Annotated in this window: 21 protein-coding genes; 9 read left to right on the top strand and 12 right to left on the bottom strand. The window is 45.8% G+C overall.

Annotated elements, in window-relative coordinates; translation table 11 throughout:
- Nucleotides 1–96: 96 nt before the first annotated feature.
- Nucleotides 97–450 (top strand): hypothetical protein, encoded by a 354-nt coding sequence (locus L5M17_RS02890; protein WP_242068336.1) that lies wholly within the window; start codon nucleotides 97–99, stop codon nucleotides 448–450.
- Nucleotides 451–461: 11 nt separating this feature from the next.
- Here the strand turns inward: L5M17_RS02890 and L5M17_RS02885 are convergent, their stop codons facing one another.
- The 7 genes from L5M17_RS02885 to nadK form a co-directional block, all read right to left on the bottom strand.
- Nucleotides 462–1,640, bottom strand: coding sequence for an AAA family ATPase (locus L5M17_RS02885; RefSeq protein WP_263145078.1), 1,179 nt, complete (start codon nucleotides 1,638–1,640; stop codon nucleotides 462–464).
- A 634-nt stretch (nucleotides 1,641–2,274) separates the two neighbouring features.
- Nucleotides 2,275–2,844: a lactate utilization protein C gene (locus L5M17_RS02880; RefSeq protein WP_263145076.1), complete on the bottom strand. Its 570-nt coding sequence runs from the start codon at nucleotides 2,842–2,844 to the stop codon at nucleotides 2,275–2,277.
- A gap of 1 nt (nucleotide 2,845) precedes the next feature.
- On the bottom strand, nucleotides 2,846–4,240 hold the full coding sequence (locus L5M17_RS02875; RefSeq protein WP_263145073.1) for a lactate utilization protein B: 1,395 nt from the start codon (nucleotides 4,238–4,240) through the stop codon (nucleotides 2,846–2,848).
- 10 nt (nucleotides 4,241–4,250) lie between these two features.
- Complete coding sequence (locus L5M17_RS02870; protein WP_006085148.1) at nucleotides 4,251–4,994, bottom strand: (Fe-S)-binding protein; 744 nt, start codon at nucleotides 4,992–4,994, stop codon at nucleotides 4,251–4,253.
- Between the two features lie 310 nt (nucleotides 4,995–5,304).
- A complete protein-coding gene (locus tag L5M17_RS02865) occupies nucleotides 5,305–8,109 on the bottom strand; it encodes an FAD-binding and (Fe-S)-binding domain-containing protein (protein ID WP_113941023.1) in 2,805 nt (934 codons plus the stop codon).
- Between the two features lie 77 nt (nucleotides 8,110–8,186).
- Nucleotides 8,187–9,830: an L-lactate permease gene (locus tag L5M17_RS02860; protein WP_049821741.1), complete on the bottom strand. Its 1,644-nt coding sequence runs from the start codon at nucleotides 9,828–9,830 to the stop codon at nucleotides 8,187–8,189.
- A 1,015-nt stretch (nucleotides 9,831–10,845) separates the two neighbouring features.
- A complete protein-coding gene (nadK, locus tag L5M17_RS02855; RefSeq protein ID WP_081729057.1) occupies nucleotides 10,846–11,724 on the bottom strand; it encodes an NAD(+) kinase in 879 nt (292 codons plus the stop codon).
- 100 nt (nucleotides 11,725–11,824) lie between these two features.
- On the opposite strand from nadK, the gene grpE reads away from it, so the two are divergent.
- Nucleotides 11,825–12,445, top strand: coding sequence for a nucleotide exchange factor GrpE (grpE, locus tag L5M17_RS02850; RefSeq protein ID WP_028760692.1), 621 nt, complete (start codon nucleotides 11,825–11,827; stop codon nucleotides 12,443–12,445).
- A 127-nt stretch (nucleotides 12,446–12,572) separates the two neighbouring features.
- On the opposite strand, the gene dxs is transcribed toward grpE, so the two are convergent.
- The 3 genes from dxs to xseB are packed head-to-tail and all read right to left on the bottom strand — an operon-like array spanning nucleotide 12,573 to nucleotide 15,586.
- On the bottom strand, nucleotides 12,573–14,441 hold the full coding sequence (dxs, locus tag L5M17_RS02845) for a 1-deoxy-D-xylulose-5-phosphate synthase (RefSeq protein WP_105249771.1): 1,869 nt from the start codon (nucleotides 14,439–14,441) through the stop codon (nucleotides 12,573–12,575).
- A 21-nt stretch (nucleotides 14,442–14,462) separates the two neighbouring features.
- Nucleotides 14,463–15,344: a (2E,6E)-farnesyl diphosphate synthase gene (gene ispA / locus L5M17_RS02840; protein WP_212600336.1), complete on the bottom strand. Its 882-nt coding sequence runs from the start codon at nucleotides 15,342–15,344 to the stop codon at nucleotides 14,463–14,465.
- Nucleotides 15,345–15,346: 2 nt separating this feature from the next.
- Nucleotides 15,347–15,586 (bottom strand): exodeoxyribonuclease VII small subunit, encoded by a 240-nt coding sequence (gene xseB / locus L5M17_RS02835; RefSeq protein WP_006080884.1) that lies wholly within the window; start codon nucleotides 15,584–15,586, stop codon nucleotides 15,347–15,349.
- Nucleotides 15,587–15,900: 314 nt separating this feature from the next.
- Between xseB and pomA the strand changes: the two genes are divergently transcribed.
- From pomA to thiI, 3 genes are all read left to right on the top strand, one after another.
- On the top strand, nucleotides 15,901–16,668 hold the full coding sequence (gene pomA, locus L5M17_RS02830) for a flagellar motor protein PomA (protein ID WP_173497062.1): 768 nt from the start codon (nucleotides 15,901–15,903) through the stop codon (nucleotides 16,666–16,668).
- Nucleotides 16,669–16,671: 3 nt separating this feature from the next.
- Entirely contained in the window at nucleotides 16,672–17,598 is a 927-nt protein-coding gene (locus L5M17_RS02825) for a flagellar motor protein MotB (protein WP_113941028.1), read from the top strand.
- A 452-nt stretch (nucleotides 17,599–18,050) separates the two neighbouring features.
- The gene (gene thiI, locus L5M17_RS02820; protein ID WP_028760687.1) at nucleotides 18,051–19,505 is read left to right on the top strand and encodes a tRNA uracil 4-sulfurtransferase ThiI; all 1,455 of its coding nucleotides are present in this window, start codon (nucleotides 18,051–18,053) and stop codon (nucleotides 19,503–19,505) included.
- 135 nt (nucleotides 19,506–19,640) lie between these two features.
- Here the strand turns inward: thiI and L5M17_RS02815 are convergent, their stop codons facing one another.
- A complete protein-coding gene (locus L5M17_RS02815; protein ID WP_198572079.1) occupies nucleotides 19,641–19,877 on the bottom strand; it encodes a hypothetical protein in 237 nt (78 codons plus the stop codon).
- 227 nt (nucleotides 19,878–20,104) lie between these two features.
- On the opposite strand from L5M17_RS02815, the gene L5M17_RS02810 reads away from it, so the two are divergent.
- The 4 genes from L5M17_RS02810 to rlmM all read left to right on the top strand — a co-directional run bounded on the left by L5M17_RS02810 (nucleotide 20,105) and on the right by rlmM (nucleotide 23,355).
- Nucleotides 20,105–21,016, top strand: coding sequence for a transcriptional regulator GcvA (locus tag L5M17_RS02810; RefSeq protein WP_105249769.1), 912 nt, complete (start codon nucleotides 20,105–20,107; stop codon nucleotides 21,014–21,016).
- Nucleotides 20,997–21,671, top strand: coding sequence for an alpha/beta family hydrolase (locus L5M17_RS02805; RefSeq protein WP_212600334.1), 675 nt, complete (start codon nucleotides 20,997–20,999; stop codon nucleotides 21,669–21,671). Before L5M17_RS02810 ends, L5M17_RS02805 begins: the two co-directional genes overlap by 20 nt.
- Before the next feature lie 28 nt (nucleotides 21,672–21,699).
- Nucleotides 21,700–22,092, top strand: coding sequence for a DUF423 domain-containing protein (locus L5M17_RS02800; RefSeq protein WP_011918954.1), 393 nt, complete (start codon nucleotides 21,700–21,702; stop codon nucleotides 22,090–22,092).
- 177 nt (nucleotides 22,093–22,269) lie between these two features.
- Nucleotides 22,270–23,355, top strand: coding sequence for a 23S rRNA (cytidine(2498)-2'-O)-methyltransferase RlmM (gene rlmM, locus L5M17_RS02795; protein ID WP_263145067.1), 1,086 nt, complete (start codon nucleotides 22,270–22,272; stop codon nucleotides 23,353–23,355).
- Nucleotides 23,356–23,576: 221 nt separating this feature from the next.
- On the opposite strand, the gene L5M17_RS02790 is transcribed toward rlmM, so the two are convergent.
- Nucleotides 23,577–24,584: an isocitrate dehydrogenase gene (locus tag L5M17_RS02790; protein WP_113941031.1), complete on the bottom strand. Its 1,008-nt coding sequence runs from the start codon at nucleotides 24,582–24,584 to the stop codon at nucleotides 23,577–23,579.
- Nucleotides 24,585–24,769: the final 185 nt, after the last annotated feature.

Genomic DNA, 24,769 nt, shown 5'->3' with positions numbered 1-24,769 from the left:
TTCGCTACCATTTTTAATCCCTATACGGGCTGTTAAACACCAAAGGTAACTTGTTAATCATCAGGGGTAAAAAAGCAATTTAACATTATGAGTTCTATGATGAATAATACTAAATGGCGCGAATGTATGACGCTGTTAGCTTCTCGTCCTGTGTATTTGCAACTACAGTTGGTCGGTGAAGAGGACTTTCCTCTCGATTATGAAGCCTCAAATCAAGTGTTATCCGAGATCATGGCTACTGATTGTCTTTTTGTGCAAAGGTGTATTCGCTATAAATCCATTAACGCGATTAGAATTGCGAAAACCGTTTTTCCCGCCGGTTTGGCGGATGACAATGTATTTCTGCTTGCTGAATTAAAAATCAGATTACAGCAACTCGGCCAGTTACCACTAATTGAAGACGATCAGTTTATTGTTATTCATGGCTATCATGACCTCATGGTTTGTTGAATCCAGAGCATCTACACTGGCTTACAACACACACCATATCTTAAGTTCGCTCTGCGATGGAGTTCATAGACTTCACAACCTAACAATGGCTCAGTTCTATTAAGAACTGCGCCAAAACGCTCAAAGTAGTCTTCATTAACTTGTTTTGCACTGATAAGTGGTACTTCAATACTGACATCTACACGACCTTTACGTATCAACGCTGGGTCAAGATTATCAGGATGATTTGTGGTCATTATTACAAGGCAGTCATCAAGAGGAATGATTCCGTCTAACGCGTTTAGAACGCCACCTAAAGTGAGTGGTGGGTTATCTACATTGCTTTCAGCAGTTCGTGATACCGTAGCCTTTACACAGTCACAGTCCTCTATTAACAACATAGCTCCGGGCGGTACCTTTCTAATCGCCTTATGAATAGTGGCATCATTTACAGTCGAAAGATTCAATATGTATAGATCGCGATGATACTCAACAGCTAAGGCTCTCGCTATACCCGTCTTACCTGTACCCGTTTTGCCATGTAACAGTATGGTTAGCTTACTTACAACCGATTTTCCCCTACTTGCGAAGTTATCAACTTCCCTCATCAACTCCTGCTTAAACCCTTCATCTAGTACTAATTCACTAAAACCCGATGATTTCAATGTGCCGTAGCGACACCATTCGGTTTCTTCGAAAATATTCACTTTCGGCTCGGTAGAGATGTCTCCACGAGTATCTTCTAAAAAACTATATAGTTTATCTTTTGCCCACCATGGTGCACTTACAGTAATAGTATCGTATGCCATCGTACTATCGACCTTAGATCGGGTAGCCAACATGAAACAACCACCGTATTTAAACAGGTGCATACCGTAGCCGATAGACTTAACACTGACACGCCCGTCGTAACTCACACTATAGTCATAGTACACAGCCTCAGAGATAGAGCGTGAAAAAAACGGAATAGTAGTATTACTGATCAAAAAGGACAGTTTATTGAATACCTCTGTGCGCGCCTGATGACTATCGTCTATAGTGAGCCGCACAAACAGCAGACTACTGAGCCAACTTAACAGCTTCGTGGGGACATCTTTTAGTATGTAGCCTACGAGTCCAATTAACGTTAATGTTAATACTCCAACAATGACAGCCGTCAATAAAGGATCACCATTGGTGAGCGCCTTTATTTGTAGTAATACCTCGTTCATTTACTCACCTTTACTATAAATGCCTAATAGACATAGTCGAGAATACAGCCAACCGAGTCGAGGATACTACTAAGGTATCCTCAGTATGTGCGCTATCGCACGTGGTTAAAGCGACTTGATAAAGATCCCCTACTTATCACTAGCGATTGCCATAGGTCGTAGCAATATCACATTTTAAATCAACATCTTAATATTGGATTGATATTTAAGTGTTCACTAACGTATGCAGATAAATGTCAGAGATGGCGCCGTTCATCAAAGAGCTGGACGGGGCGACCCTGCATCCGCGGATTGACTTGAACAACATCCGTGTTTAACTGCCAGTTCGCTATCTGATAGGCAGGACGCCTGAATGTCGTGCAATGCAGGGATGCATGAGAACGACCATGGCTCTCGTTCATAAGCTTAAAGCCCTAGGTTTCTATTCACCGWGTCGRCGAGTSAATGCCATGGCAAGCCTGTAAACTGCTTGTCAATAAACGTTAATTAGTAAGCTGTGTTAGTGGTTTATCAGCCTACAAATCAAATATCATTCAGCGAAGTCTCAATAAGAAAGCCGCTAATGAAGGCGGCTTTTGTATTTCGATTATTCCATAACCCTTGAATTTTCTTGGTTACATTAAATCTTGAGGCATTAGAGCAAATACACGTTCAAGCTGCAGGCGCCGTGGGCGCCGACGACAAGAGCTTGTTCGATATCGGCGGTTTTTGATGGACCCGCGATAAACACCCCGAACTCACCTGAGGCTAACGTGATTTCTTTAGCTGCCTGATGTAGGGTTGGCACAATCTTATTCGTTGGCAGGGCTAAGATCAGGTTTTCACAGATAAAAGGTGTCACTCTGTGGCCTAGATTCTTATTGTTAACCCAAATGGCACCGTTTTCGGCAACGCCAATGTCACCAGGGATCACTGCATAATCTATGTTTTTGAGCTCGTGGGCTGTGGGTGGCATTTCACGGTTTGCCGTGACCCCCTCGACAAGGGAGATAACCTGTAACCCTTGGGCGATAAGTTCATCGACTTTGGCTTGCAGGGCTTTGATGCCACCTTCTTTATGCAGCGTACCCGCGACAGTATTGAGGTTGGTCTCGAACTGGCCGACGAGATTTTCGACTCTTGGCGCCACATCTATGCTTGGCATAGGATGATTTGTTAAGGCCGACAGTTTGAGCGCATTGAGAATTTCAAGTTTACTAGACATCTTATAGGCTCCTGTGTTTCTTAAACCAAGCTTCGAAGCTGGAGTTCGGGGCAACGGGCAGTTCACGGTATTTACCCCATGCACCGCTAAAGGGTTTTAACAGACTACCCGGTAGAATGCGCAGCGCAGTTCTTGCCATACTCATAGAGCAGTTCAGCATGGTTTCGCTTGCCATAAATTTACCCACTAATGGCATGTAACTGTTTTTGCCATAGGGGAGTTTTCCGGCTTCAGCCTTAAGGCGTCTGTGGTGGAAAATAATCTTATCGAGCGGCACCTTAGTTGGGCAGATATAGGTACAGCTGCCACACAAGGTACAGGCCCAGGCAATCGAGTTAGTGTCATCAATCTTAGCGCCCACTGCGATACCAATTGGGCCAGGGATGGTGTAGTTGTAGCTGTAACCGCCGGAGCGACGATACACAGGACAGGTATTGAGGCAACCACCACAACGAATACACTTCAATGATTCTGCGAGGATTTTATCCTTGAGCATCTCAGTGCGGCCATTGTCGACGATAATAATGTGCATCTCACCTTCGGGCTGTGGGCCACGGTAAAAGGCGCTATAAGTCGTGACAGGTTGGCCTGTGGCGTTGCGTGCCAGTGTGCGTAGCAAGACGGCTGCGCTATCGATATCGGGCACCACTTTGTCGATGCCCATTGAATGCAACTGCAACTTAGGCAGGTTAGCACCCATGTCGGCGTTGCCTTCGTTCGTGCAGACCACCACGGCGCCTTTATCGGCAATCGCCATGTTCACGCCTGTCATCGCGGCATCGGCGCTAAGGAACTGTTCACGCAAGTGGGCACGGGCGGCGCGGGTTAAATACAAGGGATCTGATCCCCCCGCTTTAGTGCCGAGTTTTTCATGGAAGAGTTCGCCGACTTCTTCCTTTTTCATATGGATAGCAGGCACGACTATGTGTGATGGTGGCATTTTGGCGAGCTGAATAATCCGCTCACCTAAGTCGGTGTCTATGACCTCAATGCCACGTTGTTCTAAGTACGGATTGAGGTGACATTCCTCGGTCAGCATAGACTTAGACTTCACCAACTTTTTGACTTTATGGCGGGATAAAATGTCATGCACGATACGATTGTGCTCTGCGCCATCTTTCGCCCAATGGACTTGTATGCCGTTGGCGATACAGTTTTGTTCAAAGGTTTCAAGATATTGAGCAAGATGGGTTAGCGTGTGGAGCTTAATTTCTGAGCCAAGCTGACGCAGTTGTTCCCATTCTGGGATGCTACCCGCGGCGCGGTCGCGTTTTTCTCTGAGCATCCATAGCGCTTTTGAATGCCAGTCGACACGGGTTTCGTCGCGGCAAAAAATATCGGCTTTATGGGCATGGACTTGGGAGCCATTAGCTCCGTGATTATGATTGTAAGCCATGGTGAGTCTCCTAGAGCGCGGCGTTTAGCACTTGCGCTATGTGGCGAATTTCAATCGGCAATTGCTGTCTGCGGATCATGCCATCGAGGTGCAACAGGCATGAAGGATCAAAACCCACCACATACTCAGCACCCGTTGCGGCGTGGGCTTGGGCCTTGTCTTTGCCCATTTTGGCCGACACTGCGCCTTCATCGACGGCGAAGGTGCCACCAAAGCCGCAGCATTCGTCACGGCGGTCTGGATACACTATGTCTATGCCGGCAATATTGGCCAATACAGCTTCGACTTTGTTGAATCTTGGCCCCATTTGCTCACTTGGGGTGGCAAGGCTTAACATGCGAATGCCATGGCAACTCAGTTGCAAGCTTACCTTGTGCGCGAAGGGCTTGGTAAAGGCGGGGATCGGCGCGATATCGTGTAAAAACTCTGTGAGTTCATAGAGTTTGTTGATCACAGCTTGTGCTTCTGGGCTGCTATCAAACTCGTGGAAGTTTTCTTTGGCGGCCACTAAACAAGAGGCGGCAGGGCAAACAATAGCGTCGCATTCCACTCCTTTAAAGGCGTTGAGCAATTTAAGGGTGGTACTGCGTGCTGCATCGAAGCAACCCGAGTTTGTCATCGGCTGGCCACAGCATGTTTGACCCGCGGGTAGAATCACTTGGTGCCCGAGTTTCTCTAATAATTCCAAGGTGGCAATCGCGACCTCTGGCATCATTTGATTGACTAGACACGGGATGAAAAGGGCGATTTTCATTGTGTTTTCTCTTTCTTGTTAGTGAACGACATTGCCTTGCAGTGTGACCCAATATCCACACTAATGCTAAGGTAGTTGATCAAATATAGGCCTATCTTAGCGGAATAAGTAGCCCTAATTTAGTAAATGAGCTTGTAGATTTTTTCAAAAATGAGAATATTTTAACTTGATGATTACATTGATTTTAAAATGTATTTATTCAGGTTTGAAATTCTAAAAAAATACTTAATGACAAATAAATGAGAATAGTTCGCTTATATAAACAAACGGGGCTAAAAATAGCCCCGTTGTTTACTACTGTCATACCAGATTAGCGGCTGCACTCTTCGAGCAGATAAGCTAAGTGGCGGTAGGAAATGCCGCTGTGTTGGGTCAAACCGACCTCGCACATACGGTTGGCGTAATAGCCTTCCTTAATCTCGACAGGAATGAGCTTTTTGATATTACGCAGTGCGCTGGCGTTGATTTCAGGCTTATACAAGCCTTTTTCACCCGCGTAACCGCAGCAGTCAATTCCCGCAGGTTTGAGCACTTGTGCAGAGCAGGCATCGGCGATTGCTTGCATCTTAGGTTCAAGTTTCATCTTGCGTGCGCTACAACCTAAGTGCAGTGCCACATTGACTTTTTTGCTGATGTTGAGCTTAGTCAGTAGCTTGTCGTGCATAAACTCAACTAAGTCGATAATTTGTACTTTTGGATTACCTGACAAAGTGCGGTAGGTGCAAGACAAGGCATCGACGATTACTGGCAGCTTGCCACCATTGGTCATCTTGCTCACGGCATCGATAAGTTCTTGGCGTTTGGCATCGGCGTTTTTAAAGTCGCCCTTAGATTCCCACATCTGGCCGCAACATAAATCGCGGGTTTTTTCTGGCGTGATGACGTTATAGCCTGCACGTTCCAGCAGCGTGACGACCACCTCAGGCAAAGTGCGGTTATCGGGATCTTTGGGTGTCGGACCAAAGGTTCTGCCGCCACAGGCTGGGAAGTAAACCACTGTTTCTTGGCCAACTTTAGCGGGGGATGGTTTTGGCAATTTGCCGCCTTTCGGGAAATCGGGGTTCCAATAAGGCACTTCTTTTGAAATCAAACGGCCGGTTTTCATTAGGGCACTGGTAATGTTGTCGCCAGTGATCTTGTGGATCACGCCAAGCATGTCAAAACCTGAACTGATGACTTGGTTAACTGCACCAAAGTGTTTGGCTTGGAAATCTAAGACTTTTTGTTCAGTAGTGCTGATGTACGGCGTGCGCAGTTTACGCACCAGTTGGCCCATGCTGTTATCCACTGGGCAAGCAATAGTACAAAGCTGGCAGGCGGCACAGGTATCAACTACATCGTATTTAGCGGCGGCGCGCATTTCTGCTGCTGCGGCTTTATCACCGGATTGTTCTAAACGTTCGATTTCACGCAGAGTCGCAATACGTTGACGAGGTGAGAAGTTGAGTGCCGATGTTGGGCAGGTTTTTTCACAGAAACCACATTCGATACATTTATCAACAAAATCATCGACCACAGGGCAGGGCTTGATGTTTTTAACGTGGACATTGCTATCGTCGTTAAGAATAACGCCTGGGTTTAGAATACCCTGTGGATCAAATACTTGTTTGATGCTCTTCATCAAAGTGTAAGCATCTTGTCCCCATTCTTTTTCGACGAACGGCGCGACAGCACGGCCAGTACCATGCTCGGCTTTCATTGAACCGTCGTACTTGTTAATCACCATGTCGGCAATATCATCCATAAAGGCATGGAAACGATCGATATCGGCTTGAGTCGAGAAGGTGGGGGTAATGATAAAGTGGAAATTCCCCGCAAGAGCATGGCCATAAATACAGCCTTCAGGGTAACCATGTTTATGGAAAAGCTCAGTGATATCGTGCGCCGCAGCAGCAAGGTGCTCTAGTTCAAAGGCCACGTCTTCGATGATTACTGAGGTTCCCTTTGGACGCTCACCACCTACAATCGGGAACAAGCCTTTGCGCATTGCCCAGTATTTGTCATAAACCGCTGGATTAGTACTAAATTCCATTGGGCGGATAAAGTCAAAACCGGCGAGTTTCGCGGTGACATCTTGAGTATAATTTTCTAAGGTTTTGTCGTCATCAGCACGGGATTCTATCAGTAGAATAGCGGATAGGGCCGGCAATTCTGATAACCAATCTGGCATGCCAGGCTTGCCCGTTACTGCTTTGATTGATGGCCAATCAAGGAGTTCAGCAGCAGAAACGCTTTCACCGTTTATCAGTGGTATGGCTCGTGCGGCATCTTCCATATTATGGAATACGGCCATAGCTGAGGCTTTAAATTTAGCTTCATTCACTGTGTGATAAGTGACTTCATTAATAAAAGCTAAGGTGCCTTCCATCCCCACCATTAAGTGGTTGATGATGTCAAATGGGTCGGTAAAATCGAGTAACGAATTGATGCCGTAGCCGGTGGTATTTTTAATGGAATACTTTTTACGAATTCTGTCCGCTAACACTGTGTTATGACGAGTCATGTGCGACAGTTCTGTCAGCGCATCTAGTATTTTTCCATGGGATTTAACAAAGGCAGCTTTTGATTTTTCACAGCCTGTATCGAGTTCAGTACCATCTGCAAAAAGAAGTTTCGCGGAAGCGATAGTTTGGTAACTGTTTTGCGCAGTACCACAGCACATTCCCGAAGCATTGTTTGCCACAATACCACCAATTTTGGCGGAGCCTATGGTGGCGGGATCGGGACCAATTTTGCGGTTAAGCGGCGCGAGTACGGCGTTAGCGTCGGAACCAATGACAGCAGCACCTAAGGTGATCTGTTTGGCATCGCTACTGACTTCAATCTTTCTAAAACCATCATGGCCAAGGATCAACAAAATACCTTCACCGATAGCTTGGCCAGATAAACTGGTTCCAGCGGCCCTAAACGTGACGGGTGCATCATGCTTACGGGCAACGGCTAATGTGAGCTTTACCTGTTCTAGGGTTTCTGCATGGACAACCACTTCTGGGACTATCCTGAAGTAGCTTGCATCGGTGGACCAGGCAAAACGGCGAACGGGATCATCCGTCACGGGATGATCACCTAATTGCGTTCTTAGATCATCGATGACCAGTTTATAGTTAATCGACATAGCATCACTCTCTTTATTAATAGATTAAAGCCGAAGTCACTGGGAGTGACTTCGGGCATTCAATAAAATAAAACGGCTTAGAATCCACCCCACAGGGTAGCTATTGTGCCCGCCAGTAAGGCATAACCAATGGCAACAGGCATTGTTTTACGGATAATTTCTGATTCTCTACCTGCCATACCCACTACCGTTGCAGCGGCAACCACGTTCATTACGCACATCATGTTACCGGCGTTTGCTCCGATACCTTGTAGTGCCAATACCAGTGTGTGGTTCATGCCAATATTGTCGGCAACGCTGTATTGTAGGCTGGAGAACATCATGTTTGAGAAGGTGGCTGAACCCGATAAGAAGGCACCAAAAATCCCCACGATAGGCGCCATCCAAGCCCACACTGCGCCCATGGAACCTGCCAACATATCCGCTAAAGCGACAGGCATTGAGGCAAGACCTGCACCATTAGCGCCTGAGTTTAAGAAGATTTTCACCATAGGCACTGATGCGCCTAATGAAATAATTGTTGGCAACATGGACTTACATGAAACACCGACCGTTTGCTGAATCGCAGGGCTTTTCATTTTGAACAGGAAGAAACCTAGAATACACACGGCAACAAAGAAGGCACCTGGTGCATATAAGGTTGCGAAGCTGGCTTTAAGCTCAGTGCCCATTAGGCCTGTCCAGCTGATGTTAAAGCTTGATAACCATGCTTTTAACGGTGCCACTGTACGCGACAGTACCAAAAGCGCAGCCATGATGATGTAAGGTGTCCAAGCGGCAATTTGGGAAAACTTAGCCGTTGTTTCGACTTTTCCGCTTTCTTGACTGTCATTCTCTGCGAAATCATTCCATGGCGTTTTAGGCAGTAAGTAGCCTTTACGCGCAACCGGGATCACTAAGGCCATACCGATCAATGAACCGATAACCGAAGGGAATTCTGGGCCTGCAAGGTAGTTGATGATCCATGCGGGGACGGTAAAGGCAAGACCTGAGAAAATCGCAAATTTCCAAATTGCTAAGCCTTCCTTAAAGGATTTATTGCGACCAAAGAATCCAGTTAGCATGGTCACCATTACGAGAGGAATTAATGAACCTGTGATTAAGTCGATAGTGATCATATGCATGACGATATATCGAGCATAACCAGCATAGTTACCACCATGGGCAGCAAATTGCTCCGCCGCCATGCTCACGCCACCTTGGATCAGACCCTGTTCCATCCCAAAAAGTACGGGTAGACCAATTGCACCGAAGGATACACAGGCCGAGTCAGCAATCAAAGCCACGACAGCTGCGGCAACGGGTGGTACACCAAGCAATACCAGTAGTGGTGCGCCAATGGCTGCGGGAGTACCAAAACCAGCACTACCTTCAATAAAGGCACCGAATAACCAACAGATGATGATGACTTGTACACGGGCATCGGCACTGATGTTAGTAAACCCAGCACGGATAGTGTCCATGGCACCTGAGTATTTCAGGGTATTGAGTAGGAATACGGCACCAAAAATGATGGTTAACGGTGTGATGGCTGAGAGCAGTCCTTCGAGGACCGATGCCGCCAGTAATGTGGTATCCATTTGCCAAATAAACACGGCGGCGAGCGCTGTGATTATCATGGAGATAGGCATAGCCTTAGATGCAGGCATTCTGAGTAACACTAGAAATAGCATTACACTGAGCACTGGCGTCAAGCTAGCGAGGAGTTGAAGTATTGTCATGCTTGCCTCTTCATAAAGTGGTCTGTCTTATTATTGATATTAGGATTTTTCATCTGCTTTCATGTCGACTTCCCAGACCAATAAATCAGCAGTTAATACTGCAAGTACTTACGGTCTCGACATTCTGTGTTGTGTACTAGACGCTATTGTGAGCTTGACTAATATGATCTAGATCATCTTGGCTGTTATATGAAATGCTAATTTACAGTGCTGCGGGGTGCTTCTCTCGGGGGATTTTCTTATATGTGACAATGATCACTTAGACTGTTGGGTGTATATCTACTTTGGTTATATTAAATTAAATTTGTTGTTTTTCTGGTTATTAAAAGTAGAGCTATCACTCATATTCATCGTCATTATTGCAATTAACTGATCCATTTATTTCATTAATAGTTTGTTATTGGTTTTTTCAGTCATTTTTAAGGTGTGATTAAGGTCGCATAGATTGTTATGGCTGGATTAACTCATTTACTTCTATTTTCATCAAGCTATTGTAATGTTTACCTAATATGTCCATTTTGGAATGGTTTTTTATAGTGATCTAGAGCATGTTTTAAAATGGTGGAATTTTATTGTGATGGATATCACTTAATGAATTTTACTTTAATATGAAATTTAATAACCATTGTTTAACTTAATTTCAGTTTATTTGAGCAAACTGCCAGCCAAAATATTCAAGTATATTGAGATAACAATAGAAAAGTTGAAATAAAAAGTGACCGCTTCTAATGGGTTAAGAGGGGAAATTGAGAGAACAGGGTGAAATTGAAGCAGAAATTTTAAGTAACAAAACTAAAAAATACTGTTTGAACTTTTATCAAACTGGTTAGTGTCATTAATGCTTAAACGCCATTAATGCGAATATTAGTTTTTGTGAGAAGTGCTAAAAAGTTCACCAAAGACTGTGCAGGGGAAAAGATAAGGCTTTAATCGCAACCTTCTAGGTTAAATTTACAAAATAAAAAAGAGACGTGATATGTCTCTTTTATTGGTGATTTAGCCCAAAGATACAGACTTAAAACAACTTGCTGCCCCAGCCTAATTTAGTCCGCAGCACGTGGAAATAGTTGTGTCCTTTAGGATGAATAAGCCGTAAACGTTCAGAGCTGCGGCGCACTATGATTTCATCGCCGGGTAACACGGCTAAATGCACGTGGCCATCACAGCTGACTTCGAGGTTTTCGCCATTTTCAGGTGACACAACCATTTTTATGGTGCTGCACGCATCGACAACAATCGGGCGGCACGACAAAGTGTGCGGGAACATAGGTACTAAGATTAGGGCCTGTAAATTAGGCGTCAGAATAGCGCCGCCAGCGGAGAGGGCGTAGGCCGTTGAACCGGTAGGCGTTGACACTATCATGCCGTCGGCACGTTGGCTGTACATGAACTGATCGTCAATATAGACCTCAAACTCAATCATGTGGGCAATTTTACCCGGATGGAGTACGGCTTCGTTGACGGCGGTGTTGCTCGCCTTGAGCATACCGTGGCGATAGACTTCGGCTTCGAGTAAGAATCTATGCTCGGTATCGAACTCTCCATCGAGTACCTTGGCGAGCGCCTCTTCGAAGGCATCGGGCGGCAGATCGGTTAAAAAGCCTAAATTGCCGCGGTTAACCCCAATCACGCCTAAATCAAAGCGGGCTAATACCCTTGCCGCGCCGAGCATGTTACCGTCACCACCGACGACTATGGCTAAGTCGCAACGCGCGCCAATTTCTAGTAAATCGACCGCTATGATATTGGGTCCTAATTCGGTAGCAACACGCTCTTCCACTAAGACTTCAAAGCCCTGCATTGTCAGCCAATAATGCAGACGCTTTAAGGTTTGGTTGGTCCCTTGGTGGTGAGGTTTGCCGATAAGGCCGATAGTATGAAACTTTGTGGTCATATTTATGCTAGATCTGGCCTTAGGCCTTGAAACGTCAAAATTGATCCCCATAATATGCCCAGAGTATTTCAGAAACAAAGCATTTTTAGCTGGAGTGAAAATGAGCAACGAATCGATTAAAGCAGAACAGGATCTGATCCAAGAGGGTGTAGAGTCTGAAGTATCTACCGCAGAAGCAAGTCTGATCGATGAGCTTACCCAGGCCAATTTCCGTATTGAAGAGCTGGAACAGTTACTCGCTGAAGCTTTGGCGAAAGTTGAAGAGCAGAAGGATTCAGTCATCCGCGCCGCAGCCGAGGTCGATAACATTCGTCGTCGTGCCGCAATGGATGTGGAAAAGGCGAACAAGTTTGCCTTGGAAAAGTTCGCCAATGAGCTTTTGCCTGTGCTTGATAACATGGAGCGCGCGCTAATGGGTACAAACCCAGAAGATGAAGCGACGAAAGCGATTTATCAAGGTGTTGAGTTAACTCAAAAAAGCTTACTCACTGCGGTGGCTAAATTTGGTGTTAAGCAAATTGATCCACAAGGTCAGTCATTTAACCCTGACCAACATCAAGCGATTGGCATGCAGCCAAGCGCCGAGTTCCCAGCGAACACTGTGATGTTGGTGATGCAAAAGGGTTATGAGCTGAATAGTCGCTTGCTGCGCCCTGCTATGGTGATGGTGTCACAGGGTGGCCCTAACCAAGAAAGTGCAACGATAGATATCGAAGCTTAAGCTTTATTGGATCAGCAGCTGTTATAACAGACAGCAACAAAAAAGGACTGCAATTGCAGTCCTTTTTTTATGGGCGGAATTTTTTATTGATAACATTTAGCGTCTTAACGAGATAAGCAAGTTCAGCCTATTGCGCTAGATAAGCATTGATTTGCGCCAGTATGCCTTCGGCATCCAGTTGCAAGTCGTGGATGACTTCCTCTGGCGAGCCATGTTTAATGAACTCGTCTGGCAAACCAATTTGGAGTACGGCTTTAGGCATTTTTAGCTTTTGAAGCTGTTCAAGCACTCCGGCACCCGCACCGCCTATAATGGCATTTTCCTCCACAGTGACTAACACTTCATGGGTTAGTGCCATTTCTTTTACCAGATCAACATCAAGTGGTTTCACAAAGCGCATATCGACAACCGTCGCATCTAAGCTTTCGGCAGCGGTTAATGCCGATGCGAGCAAGGTACCAAAGTTAAGTATGGCAATACGCTTACCGATGCGCTTAATGACACCTTTACCAATTGGCAACGCAGTCATGGACTCGACTTGCATCGCTCCCGTGGCACTACCTCTTGGGTAACGCACCGCACTTGGGCCCGCATCATAGCAATAGCCAGTGTAGAGCATTTGACGACATTCGTTTTCATCGGACGGCGCCATGATCACCATATTAGGGATACAACGCATAAAACTTAAATCGAATGCACCTTGGTGGGTTGGACCATCAGCACCGACGATACCGCCACGGTCAATGGCAAATAACACGGGCAATTGTTGTAGTGCGACATCGTGAATAAGCTGATCATAGGCGCGTTGCAGGAAAGTCGAGTAAATTGCGACTACAGGCTTGAAGCCTTCGCAGGCAAAACCCGCCGCTAAGGTGACGGCATGCTGCTCAGCAATCGCTGCATCAAAATATTGTTTCGGGAAGCGCTGGGAAAACTCCACCATGCCAGAACCCTCACGCATCGCAGGAGTAATCGCTAACACTTTCTCATCTTGTTCGGCAATGTCGCACAACCATTTACCGAAGACTTGAGAAAAGGTCGGTAATCCGGGTTTGGTGGCCGGCTTTTTAAAGAGTGATGGGTCAAACTTAGGCACAGCATGCCAACCGATAGGATCTTTTTCAGCAGGTTCATAACCACGACCTTTTTTGGTCATGATGTGCAGCACCTGTGGACCTTTCAGATTACGCATATTGCGCATGGTCTCGACCAGAGCGTCTACATCATGGCCATCGATAGGACCTATGTAGTTGAAACCTAACTCTTCAAATAGAGTGCCAGGAACGACCATACCTTTGAGGTGTTCCTCAGTGCGCTTGGCCATTTCTTTGATGACTGGCATACCTTTTAACACTTTTTTGCCGCCTTCGCGCAGTGTGGTGTAGAAACGGCCTGACATCAGTTGTGCTAAATGATTGTTGAGGGCGCCGACATTTTCTGAAATCGACATTTCGTTGTCGTTCAGTACCACGAGCATGTCATTGTGCAAGTCGCCCGCGTGGTTCATGGCTTCAAACACCATGCCGCCGGTCATAGCGCCATCGCCGATGACAGCGACAACTTTACGACCTGCTTGTTCTTTTTCTGCAGCTATCGCCATCGCCAGCGCGGCGCTAATCGACGTGCCTGAATGGCCAACGCTGAAAGTGTCGTATTCACTTTCTTCACGCCATGGGAAAGGATGTAAGCCATCTTTTTGCCGAATGGTGTGCATCTTGTCACGTCGACCCGTGAGAATTTTATGGGGGTAGGCTTGATGGCCTACGTCCCAGATCAGTCGATCAAAGGGGGTATTGTAGACATAGTGCAGTGCCACAGTGAGTTCTACTGTGCCGAGCCCAGAGGCAAAATGTCCGCTGGACATGCCAACAGACTTAAGAAGGAACTCGCGCAGTTCATCGGCTACTTGTGGTAAAAGTGCCTGAGGAAGCTGGCGGAGCTCATTGGGGGTGTTGGCCTGCGCCAACACGGGAAACTGAGAAATGTCCAAACTCATAGCGAGATACTTCGACTCTTATTATATTCTTCGCTCAATGATATAGCGGGCGAAGTCTGCAATTAACTGGCTATTGTATGGCAATTTAGCCAGCGCTGATAGTGCCTCTTGGATCAGTTGTTTGGCGGTGTCTTGTGCACCTTGTAGTCCAAGTAGTTGTGGAAACGTACTCTTATTCGATTCAGTATCAGAGCCTTGCGGTTTACCTAGCTCTTCGGTGGTGGCTACGATGTCAAGGATATCGTCTTGTACTTGGAAGGCGAGTCCTACCGCACGGGCAAAATCCATCATAGCAGCATACTGATCTTTTGGCGCGTTTGCGGCGATTAAAGCCAACTCAACGGCGCAGCTGATAAGGGCGCCAGTTTTCATATTATGTAGCTGAGTTAACGCGTTAAGATCAATATGTTTATCGGTCGAGGCTAAGTCTATCGCTTGGCCTCCACACATACCACGATAACCTGAGGCTTTGGCTAATACTCTTACCATAGCAATATGTTGTTCGCTGCTGATCCCTGCTACGGCTTCGGTGACAATTTCAAAGGCTAAGGTTTGCAGAGCATCCCCCGCTAAAATGGCCGTCGCTTCATCAAAGGCAATATGCACTGTCGGCTGGCCACGGCGGAGCTCGTCATCGTCCATGGCGGGTAAATCGTCGTGGATTAATGAATAAGCATGGATACATTCAATGGCTGCGGCGCAAGCATCTAACTTTTCGAGTTCGACCCCAAACATGCGTCCTACACTGTATACGAGGAACGGTCGAATGCGCTTCCCTCCCAATAAGGCACCGTAAGTCATAGCGGCTTTTAATTGGGGAGCTGTATCTTCAAGCGTACTAAAACGCTGTTTTAATTGATCATCAACTCGTTGTTGATATTCTTGAATGGTACTGACTAACACGCTTATTCGCCCTCAACGGCATAGGGGGATAGGGGCGCATTTTCGTCTTGTTTCAGTAAAATGGCCACTTTTTGTTGGGCTTGTTCGAGTTTTGCTTGGCTATTTCGAACGAGATTGATGCCACGTTCAAATTGTTTTAACGCGTCATCGAGGGAGATATCGCCTTGTTCTAGATCGGCAACGATGCGTTCAAGTTCGCCAAGGGATTCTTCAAAACTAAGATTTTCGGGTTTCTTCGCCACGTTCAGGTTTCCTTTGATTTAGCGGACACAAGGTATATCAGGGCGGCGTAAGGGTCAAATTCAGACTAAAGATATTTGCTCAATAGCACGCTTTGTTACTGAAATTTTTCCAGAAAATATAAATTGTCGCTAAACTTGCTTAGTGTGTGTCCGATAACTGACAATAGTATCATCATTTGTATGGTAATTTTTAACTGGATAAACAAGGCTCGTATGTGTGTCGGTGGGATTATCTTATTCGGTAGAATAACTGAGTGTTCTTGCTTACCCAGAGTAAGTATTATGTCGTTTATTACGAAAATTGAGGAGCCGTTGTGGATTTAGCAACAATAATCGGAATTGTGGGAGCCTTTGGTTTTATTCTCGGCGCTATGGTGACCAGTGGCGGCTTGATGATTTTCGTTGATGTGCCCTCGATCCTGATTGTGTTCGGTGGGTCCTTCTTCGTGGTAATGATGAAGTTCACTCTTAAACAGTTTTTAAGCGCCGTTAAAATTGCTTTGAAAGCTTTTGTATTTAAGATTGATAAACCAGAAGACTTGATTGAACAGTCAGTGACTATGGCGGATGCTGCCCGTAAAGGGGGGTTTTTGGCATTAGAAGAAGCGCAAATTAGCAATACTTTTATGCAAAAGGCTGTCGATATGTTAGTCGATGGTCATGATGGTGAAGTAGTGCGTGCAGCTCTAGAGAAGGACATCGCTCTAACGGAAGAACGTCATCGTACGGGGATTGGCATATTTAGAGCCTTTGGCGATGTTGGGCCAGCGATGGGGATGATAGGTACACTCGTTGGTCTCGTGGCCATGTTATCAAATATGGCGGATCCTAAATCTATTGGTCCTTCGATGGCGGTTGCGTTGTTAACCACATTATACGGCGCTATGGTTGCTAACATGGTTTGTCTTCCTATCGCGGATAAGCTAACGCTTAGGATGGGGGAGGAAATGCTCAATCGTAACCTTATTATGGATGCGGTATTGGCGATTCAAGACGGACAAAACCCGCGGGTGATTGAAGGCTTTTTGAAAAATTATCTCGCTGAAAAAAATCGTAAAATCGATACAACGGACGGAGAGTAGCCCATGGCTAAGTGCAATTGTCCACCGCCCGGAGCACCGCTCTGGTTGGCAACATTTGCTGACTTGATGTCGCTGTTGATGTGTTTCTTCGTATTGTTATTGTCATTTTCTGAAATGGACGTGATGAAGTTTAAGCAGATCGCGGGCTCAATGAAGTATGCCTTTGGTGTGCAAAATAAGGTGGAAGTTAAAGATATCCCGAAAGGGACTTCTGTCATTGCCTTAGAATTTAGACCAGGACGCCCCGATCCGACTCCGATTGAAATCATTAACCAGCAAACGAATGAAATGACTGAACCTGTATTGGATTTCCAAGCGGGTGAAGACGATAGTGCGGGCGGCGTGCAGCAGCAAAATGGTTCTCAGCGGGGTGGCGAAGCGAGTGCAACGGCGCAAGAAGTGGCCGATGCGGTTAAAGCGGAAGCAGCAGCGGCGCAAGAAAAGATCAATCAGCAAGTGAAGAAGATGGCGCAGGAGCTCAATAAAGAGATCACCGATGGAGCGATTGAAATTGAGTCATTAGGTCAGCAGATTATTATTCGTATACGTGAGAAGGGGTCATTTGCTTCTGGCTCAGGTTTCCTGCAGCCTCGATTTAAACCTGTGGTACGCTCAGTCGGCGAATTGTTAAAAGATGTGCCAGGTGTCATCACAGTGTCAGGTTATACGGATGATATGCAAATAAGCGATGAGCTTTATAGTTCTAATTGGGATTTATCCAGCAAACGTGCCGTGGCAGTGGCCCATGAGTTAGTACAGGTCAGCGGCTTTGATTCTAATCGAATGAAAGTGGTTGGTATGGCGTCTAACAATCCGATTGTGCCTAACGATTCTCCGGAAAATCGTGCCCGTAACCGCAGGGTTGAAATTGCTATTGAGCAAGGTAAAGCTAAGGAGTCTGAAGAAATTCAGATCGGTAATTCGCCTTAAGTGTTTAGATACTTTCCCAATCTAAAGCCGCAATAATCTTGCGGCTTTTTTATCGAGCTAATGTGGACTTTTCCCTTTTTAGTTAACGTATTATGCATCAAATCGCTGTGGTTGATTTAAATCCATTTGGGCTTTACGTTAATCACATTGAGTGTGTAATCCCTAAGTTTTCTTTAATTATCCCTCAACGACTTATTGTTAATGATTCATCTCAAATCACTTATTTTAAGCAGGGAAATTCAAACCATTCGAATAGGCTTTAGTGACATTATTTCAGCCTAATTAGCTGCCGTGATTTAGTCATTAATACGCAATGAATACGCCATAAATGTGGCCTGTGTCGCTGTTGGCTATGTGCGCTGAAACTCGCCTTTTTAGGTTGCTTGGGTATATAATCCCCCGATTATTCTTTTAACCAATTTTGCTGTTTTAAAATTGCCCGCGGAAATCCCATGAAGTTTATTGTAAAGCTGTATCCAGAAATCATGATGAAGAGCAAGCCTGTACGCATGCGCTTCACCAAAATGCTCGAAACTAACATCCGTAATGTGCTTAAAAAAGTTGACGAAGATGCAAAAGTGCAGCGTCAATGGGACCGCATTATGGTGATGGTACCAAAGGATAAGCCTGAATTGGCCCAAGCTTTCGGTGAGCGTCTGGCGTGTATTCCTGGCATTGCACACGTAGTGCAAGTGGATGAGTATAGCTTTGAATCTGTTGATGATATTTATCAGCAAGTCTTGCCTGTTTACCGTGACCAGCTCGCGGGTAAAACCTTCTGCGTGCGAGTAAAGCGTACTGGCGATCATGATTTTAATTCTATTGAAGTTGAGCGTTATGTCGGTGGTGGCTTAAACCAGTTTACCGATGCGCTGGGCGTACGTTTAAAGAATCCGGACATTACTGTTAATTTAGAGATTGAGCGCGATAACCTTTATATGGTGACTAAGCGTATTGAAGGTCTAGGCGGTTTTCCGATGGCAACACAGGAAGATGTATTGTCCTTGATTTCGGGTGGTTTTGACTCTGGCGTCTCTAGCTATCAATTTATCAAAAAAGGCGCTCGTACCCACTACTGCTTCTTCAATCTGGGCGGCGCACAGCACGAAATTGGTGTTAAACAAGTAGCTTACCATCTGTGGAAAACCTACGGTGAATCCCATAAAGTGAAGTTTATCTCCGTGCCTTTTGAGCCTGTGGTTGCTGAGATTTTAGAGCGTATCGATAACGGTCAAATGGGCGTTGTATTGAAACGCATGATGATGCGTACCGCGGCGCGTATAGCCGAGCGTATGGGCATTCAAGCCTTAGTTACCGGTGAAAGTTTAGGCCAAGTGTCTAGCCAGACCCTGACCAACTTAAACGTCATCGACCGTTGTACTGAGTTATTGATTCTACGTCCCTTAATCGCCATGGATAAGCAAGACATTATCAACGAGAGCCGTAAAATCGGCACCGAAGATTTTGCTAAATCAATGCCTGAATATTGCGGCGTAATTTCGCAAAAGCCGACGGTAAAAGCGGTATTAGCTAAGGTTGAAGCGGAAGAGAAAAAGTTCTCTGAGGATTTGATCGATCAGATCATCGCCCAATCTGTCACTATCGATATCAGGGAGATCGCAGAACAAATGGATACTCGGATTACTGAGACAGAAACGGTTGCCAGTATCGATACTAACCAAGTGGTCATTGATATTCGAGCCCCTGAAGAAGAGGAAAGCAAACCGCTGCAAATTGAAGGTATTGAGATAAAGCGTATCCCATTCTTCAAGTTAGCGACTCAGTTTGCCGATCTCGATAAGCAAAAGACTTATTTGCTCTATTGTGAGCGTGGGGTGATGAGTAAATTGCAGGCATTGTATTTAATCGAGCAAGGCTACACGAACGTGAAAGTGTATCGTCCATAAGTCGGGCGAAAACTTGCCCATTGCCGTATATCGTCAGTGGGATTGATTTGCTATTCAAGTACAAAAAAGCCGCATATTAATGCGGCTTTTTCTTTGGTCTTACTGATGGTGACCTGAATTTAAGTGTCGTTTAGGTTATTCGGCTTTAACGACTTGCTGATGAGATGTGACATCGTCAGTGGCAATCAACAGAGTGGCTTCTTGCAGCACTTCTTGGTGCATTTTATTCATTGCAGCGGTTAAATCTGCAGTGATATTGGCTTGCAAGTCGCTTGTGTCAATGACGATTTCGTCAACGAGTACATTTGCACTGGCATTAAAGCTGAGTGCTGAGACTAATATTAACGCAAATGCCGATTTTAAATTGAACATAGTCGCCTCCGGGCTGACAAATTAACGCTGTCAGACATTCCCATCATCAACTTTGAGATTGTCTAACTTAGGTATTTCATAGCTATGGATGTTTCATCGCTATTGGTGTTTCGTTGATAAGCTGTTTCATTGGCGCAAAATTTAACCAAAAACGCTGGCCTTTACAAACGATTAAATGTAACAATACGGATTAGAAAAACTAATTAAAAAACGAGACTGAGATCACTATGTCGAGACGATTACCACCGCTTAATGCGGTTAAGGCTTTTGAGGCAGCCGCGCGGCATTTGAGCTTTACGCGGGCAGCGGAAGAATTGTTTGTTACACAGGCTGCGGTGAGCCATCAAATAAAGGCATTAGAAGATTTCCTCGGATTAAAATTATTTCGTCGAAAGAACCGTTCTTTGCTATTAACCGAAGAAGGGCAAAGCTATTTTCTCGACATCAAAGATATCTTTATTCAGCTTGCCGATGCTACCGACAGATTACTCGCCCGCAGTGCGATTGGTTCGCTGACGGTCAGTATGTCACCCAGTTTTGCGATTCAATGGCTAGTGCCACGCTTGGCTAAATTCAGTGAGAAAAATCCCGATATCGATGTGCGAATTAAGGCCGTTGATACCGAAGCGAGTTCATTAACCGATGATGTGGATGTGGCTATTTATTATGGCTTAGGTAATTGGCCCGGGCTACGTGCAGATAAGCTCAGAAACGAAGTGCTTATTCCCGTATGTTCGCCCATGTTGCTCAACGGTCCTAAACCACTCTCAAAACCGAGCGATTTAAAGTATCACACGTTATTACATGATATGAATCGTCACGATTGGCAGGCGTGGTTTAGGCAATGTGGCATTACCGATATTAATGTGAATCAAGGACCTATTTTCAGTCATTCGTCTTTGGTATTGCAGGCGGCAGCCCACGGTCAAGGGGTTGCCCTGGGTTACAGCGTGCTGGCACGCCCCGATATTAAAGCTGGGCGGCTTGTGTGCCCATTCCAAGAAGTCTTGGTCAGTAAAGATGCTTATTACTTAGTTTGCCAACAAAACCATGCTGAGTTAGGTAAAGTGGTGGCGTTTCGTGAATGGATGTTAGACATGTTTGCCGAGGAGTCTCGCAGTGAGTTGTTGCCCGGATAAGCCGATTTATGTATTAGAAGGGGAGCCTGCGAGTACTTTGATTTTATTGGCCCACGGTGCGGGTGCTAACATGGATTCTGATTTTATGCAGGCCATGTCGGCGGGATTCGTTGCTCAGGGCTTCCGAGTGATGCGCTTTAATTTTCCTTATATGCAGGCGAATGCAGTCGATGGCAAACGGCGTCCACCGGACCGTGCGCCTAAATTGCTTGCGTGTTTTACACATATGCTCGATATCGCCCACTCACAACCACAAGTTGAACGTGTGGTGTTAATGGGGAAATCCATGGGCGGTCGTATGGCGGCCCTATTAGCCTGTGATCCTGCATTAGCGGCGCGCATCGATAGGGTGATTTGTTTAGGTTATCCTTTTGTGCCACTCAAAGGCGGCGAGCCTAGATTGGAACCTTTGAATGAATGCCAAGTCCCAGTATTAGTCGTACAGGGGGAGCGGGATAAGTTTGGTGGCAAAGCGCAGATCCCAAGCTGGCCCTTGAAAGCTGAGATAGGATTGGTTTGGATAACCGACGGCGATCATAGTTTTGTCCCAAGAAAGTCGTCAGGCACCAGTGAAGCCACTAACCTTGCACGTGCTATTGATTTATCAAGTGATTTTATTCGTGAGCTTGATGTTGAGCGAATAAATGTTGAATGAGTTAATCTCATTCCAGCAGGAGCGTTAAATGCGTAAAGGTTTATTGTTACTCGCCGCCGTGAGCGGATTCTTAGCCGTCGCTTTAGGGGCTTTTGGTGCCCATGGTTTAAAAGCGGTCGCGCCACCAAACTTAATTGAAGTCTTTAACTTAGGTGTGCAATATCATTTCTACCATACCTTTGCCCTCATCATGGTTGCATTCTCGGGCCAATGGTTAACCTCGCGTTTACTGGACTGGTCGGCATATCTCTTTGTCGCAGGCATAGTACTATTTTCGGGCTCACTATATGGACTGGCTTTGTTTGGGACTAAGTGGTTAGGTCCTATTACGCCTATGGGTGGTGGTTGTTTCTTACTCGGTTGGTTATTATTTGCCGCCGCGGTATGGCGTCACAAAGTTATCGATGGTCATGAGTCTTAATCGCTGATGCTTATGTGAGTTAATAGGCTTAGGGTGCACCTAAGCCTTTTTTATTTCTCTAATCGCAATTCAAGGTTCAGCAGTAGGCAAATAGGGCATTTGTGGATTGAAATTGGTATACTGGCGCCCAAATCGATAGTCAGCCAATGCTTTGGCTTGGATTTCTCAGGGATCCCCATGAAAAACCTATTTTTATTTTGCCGCGCAGGCTTTGAAAAAGAATGCGCTGCAGAAATCCAACAGCGAGCCGGTGAGCTCAATGTGGGTGGCTTTGTTAAGGCCAACAATAACGACGCTTATGTTGTATACCAATGTTTTGAAGACGACGCTGCCGATACGTTAGTCAAACAACTACCTTTAGACTCGCTCATTTTCGCCCGCCAGATGTTTGCTGCTAGCGACTTGTTAGTCGACTTGCCTGAAAATGACAGAATAAGCCCAATCGTTGCGGCGCTCAGTGACGTCAGCAAAGCGGGTGAAGTGCGGGTTGAAACACCTGACACTAACGAAGCGAAAGAGCTCTCGGCTTTTTGCCGTAAGTTCACTGTGCCTTTACGCCAGCATTTGAAAAAATCGGGTAGCTTGCTCGCGCAGGAAAATCCCAAACGTCCGATTATCCACGTGTGTTTTATTGGCCCCGGCCGTGCCTATGTGGGTTATTCCTATAGCAATAACAGTTCGCCACATTTTATGGGCATTCCACGCCTTAAAATGGCGGCGGATGCACCGAGTCGTTCTAGTCTGAAACTCGACGAAGCCTTTGGCCAATTCGTGCCTAAGGAAGAGCAAGAAGAGCGTATTCGCAGTGGCATGAACTCAGTGGATTTGGGCGCTTGCCCTGGTGGCTGGACTTATCAACTGGTGCGTCGCGGCATGTTTGTGTCGGCAGTTGATAATGGCCCTATGGATGAAAAACTGATGGAAACGGGCCAAGTGAAACATTACCGTGAAGACGGTTTCCGTTTCGAACCGCAACGTAAAAATATCTATTGGCTGGTGTGCGACATGGTTGAGAAACCTGCGCGTGTTGCCGAACTGATTGAAGCTTGGGCGATTAACGGTTGGTTTAAGGAAGCGATTTTTAACCTTAAATTACCGATGAAGAGCCGTTATAAAGAAGTGACAGCTATCCTTGAGACAATGCAGACGATTCTTAAAGAGAATGGTGTGACCGATTTTAAAATACAGTGTAAGCATCTTTATCACGACCGTGATGAAGTGACAGTGCATTTATGGCTACGTCCTAATACCGCGTGGAATTAATTGCTGCGCTAACCCTGCGGTGATCTTGTTGTCGCTAGAATGGTAATAGTCATGCGGGTTTAAAGCCACGCAGGTTTAAAAGCTAGATAACAAAAAGCCCCAAAGGAAACTTTGGGGCTTTTTTGTGTTTACTCATTTGAGTTTCAAGCGCTTGCTTCTTTATAAGCTTTTGCTTGAACACGCGCGTTATAGGCTCGTCTTAAACGCGCTCAGCATTGAGATCACAGACGCTCAAGCACCGCTTGCGTGAAGTCAGTCGTGCCGTGAGTGCCGCCTAAATCGCGAGTCGTACGGTCGCCTTCTTCGATCACTGCAGATACCGCTTTACGGATTTGCTCAGCTTTGTCAGCCATACCTAAGTATTCTAGCATTTGGATAGACGCTAAAATCACTGAGGTTGGGTTTGCGAGGTTTTTGCCAGCGATATCAGGCGCACTACCGTGAACGGCTTCGAAAATCGCAGCATCACGGCCAATGTTTGCACCTGGCGCCATACCTAAACCACCCACTAAACCAGCACACAGATCCGATAAAATGTCACCGAATAGGTTAGTCGTTACGATCACATCGAAGTTTTCTGGGTTCATAACTAACTTCATGCACGTTGCATCGACGATCATTTCTTCTGTTTTGATGTCTGGGTAACGTAGGCTCACTTCGCGGGCCACTTTCAGGAACAGGCCAGAAGTTGACTTCATAATGTTGGCTTTGTGTACAATAGTGACTTTCTTACGGTTTTCTTTGCGAGCTAGTTCGTAGGCGAAAGTGGCGATTTGCTCAGCACCTTGGCGAGTGACGATACTGGTTGCTTCTGCCGTTAAACCATCTTCAGACACTTTTTGACCATGGCCAGAATACATGCCTTCGGTGTTTTCACGTACTGTGATGATATCGATATTTTCGTAACGGGCTTGGGTACCTTTGAAAGACAGTACTGGGCGTACGTTAGCATACAGACCGAATTTCTTGCGCAAGGTTACGTTGATAGAAGTAAAGCCTTCACCAACGGGAGTCGTCAGCGGCCCTTTCAGCGTGATACGGTTTTTTTCAATGAGTTCTAAAGTGCGAGCTGGCAGTAACTCGCCTTGCTTTTCAAGTGCAGTCAGGCCGGCATCGGCAAATTCATATTCAAAATCACAGCCCGCTTTATCAAGAATTTTTAAGGCTGAATCAATAATACTTGGGCCAATTCCATCACCTGGAATTACGGTTATCGTTCTTTTTGACATGGAGAAGTCCTTCCACGGTTCGTCGTTACTGCAATTGTCTGCCCCAGTGCTAACTGGATAGCAGGACTATGAATTTGGTATTTTTTCTGCCTATTATTTTAACCATCTTTGGTCAAACTTCACAGGAAATAGTGAGCAATATCACGATTTTTTATGTGGTATAACTTGTAAAAATACTGGGTTCT

This window comes from Shewanella sp. SW24 (assembly GCF_025653395.1).
Taxonomy (GTDB): Bacteria; Pseudomonadota; Gammaproteobacteria; order Enterobacterales; family Shewanellaceae; genus Shewanella; species Shewanella oncorhynchi.
The sequence above is the reverse complement of the archived record's forward strand: the minus strand, read 5'-3'. Positions and strand labels throughout refer to the sequence as shown.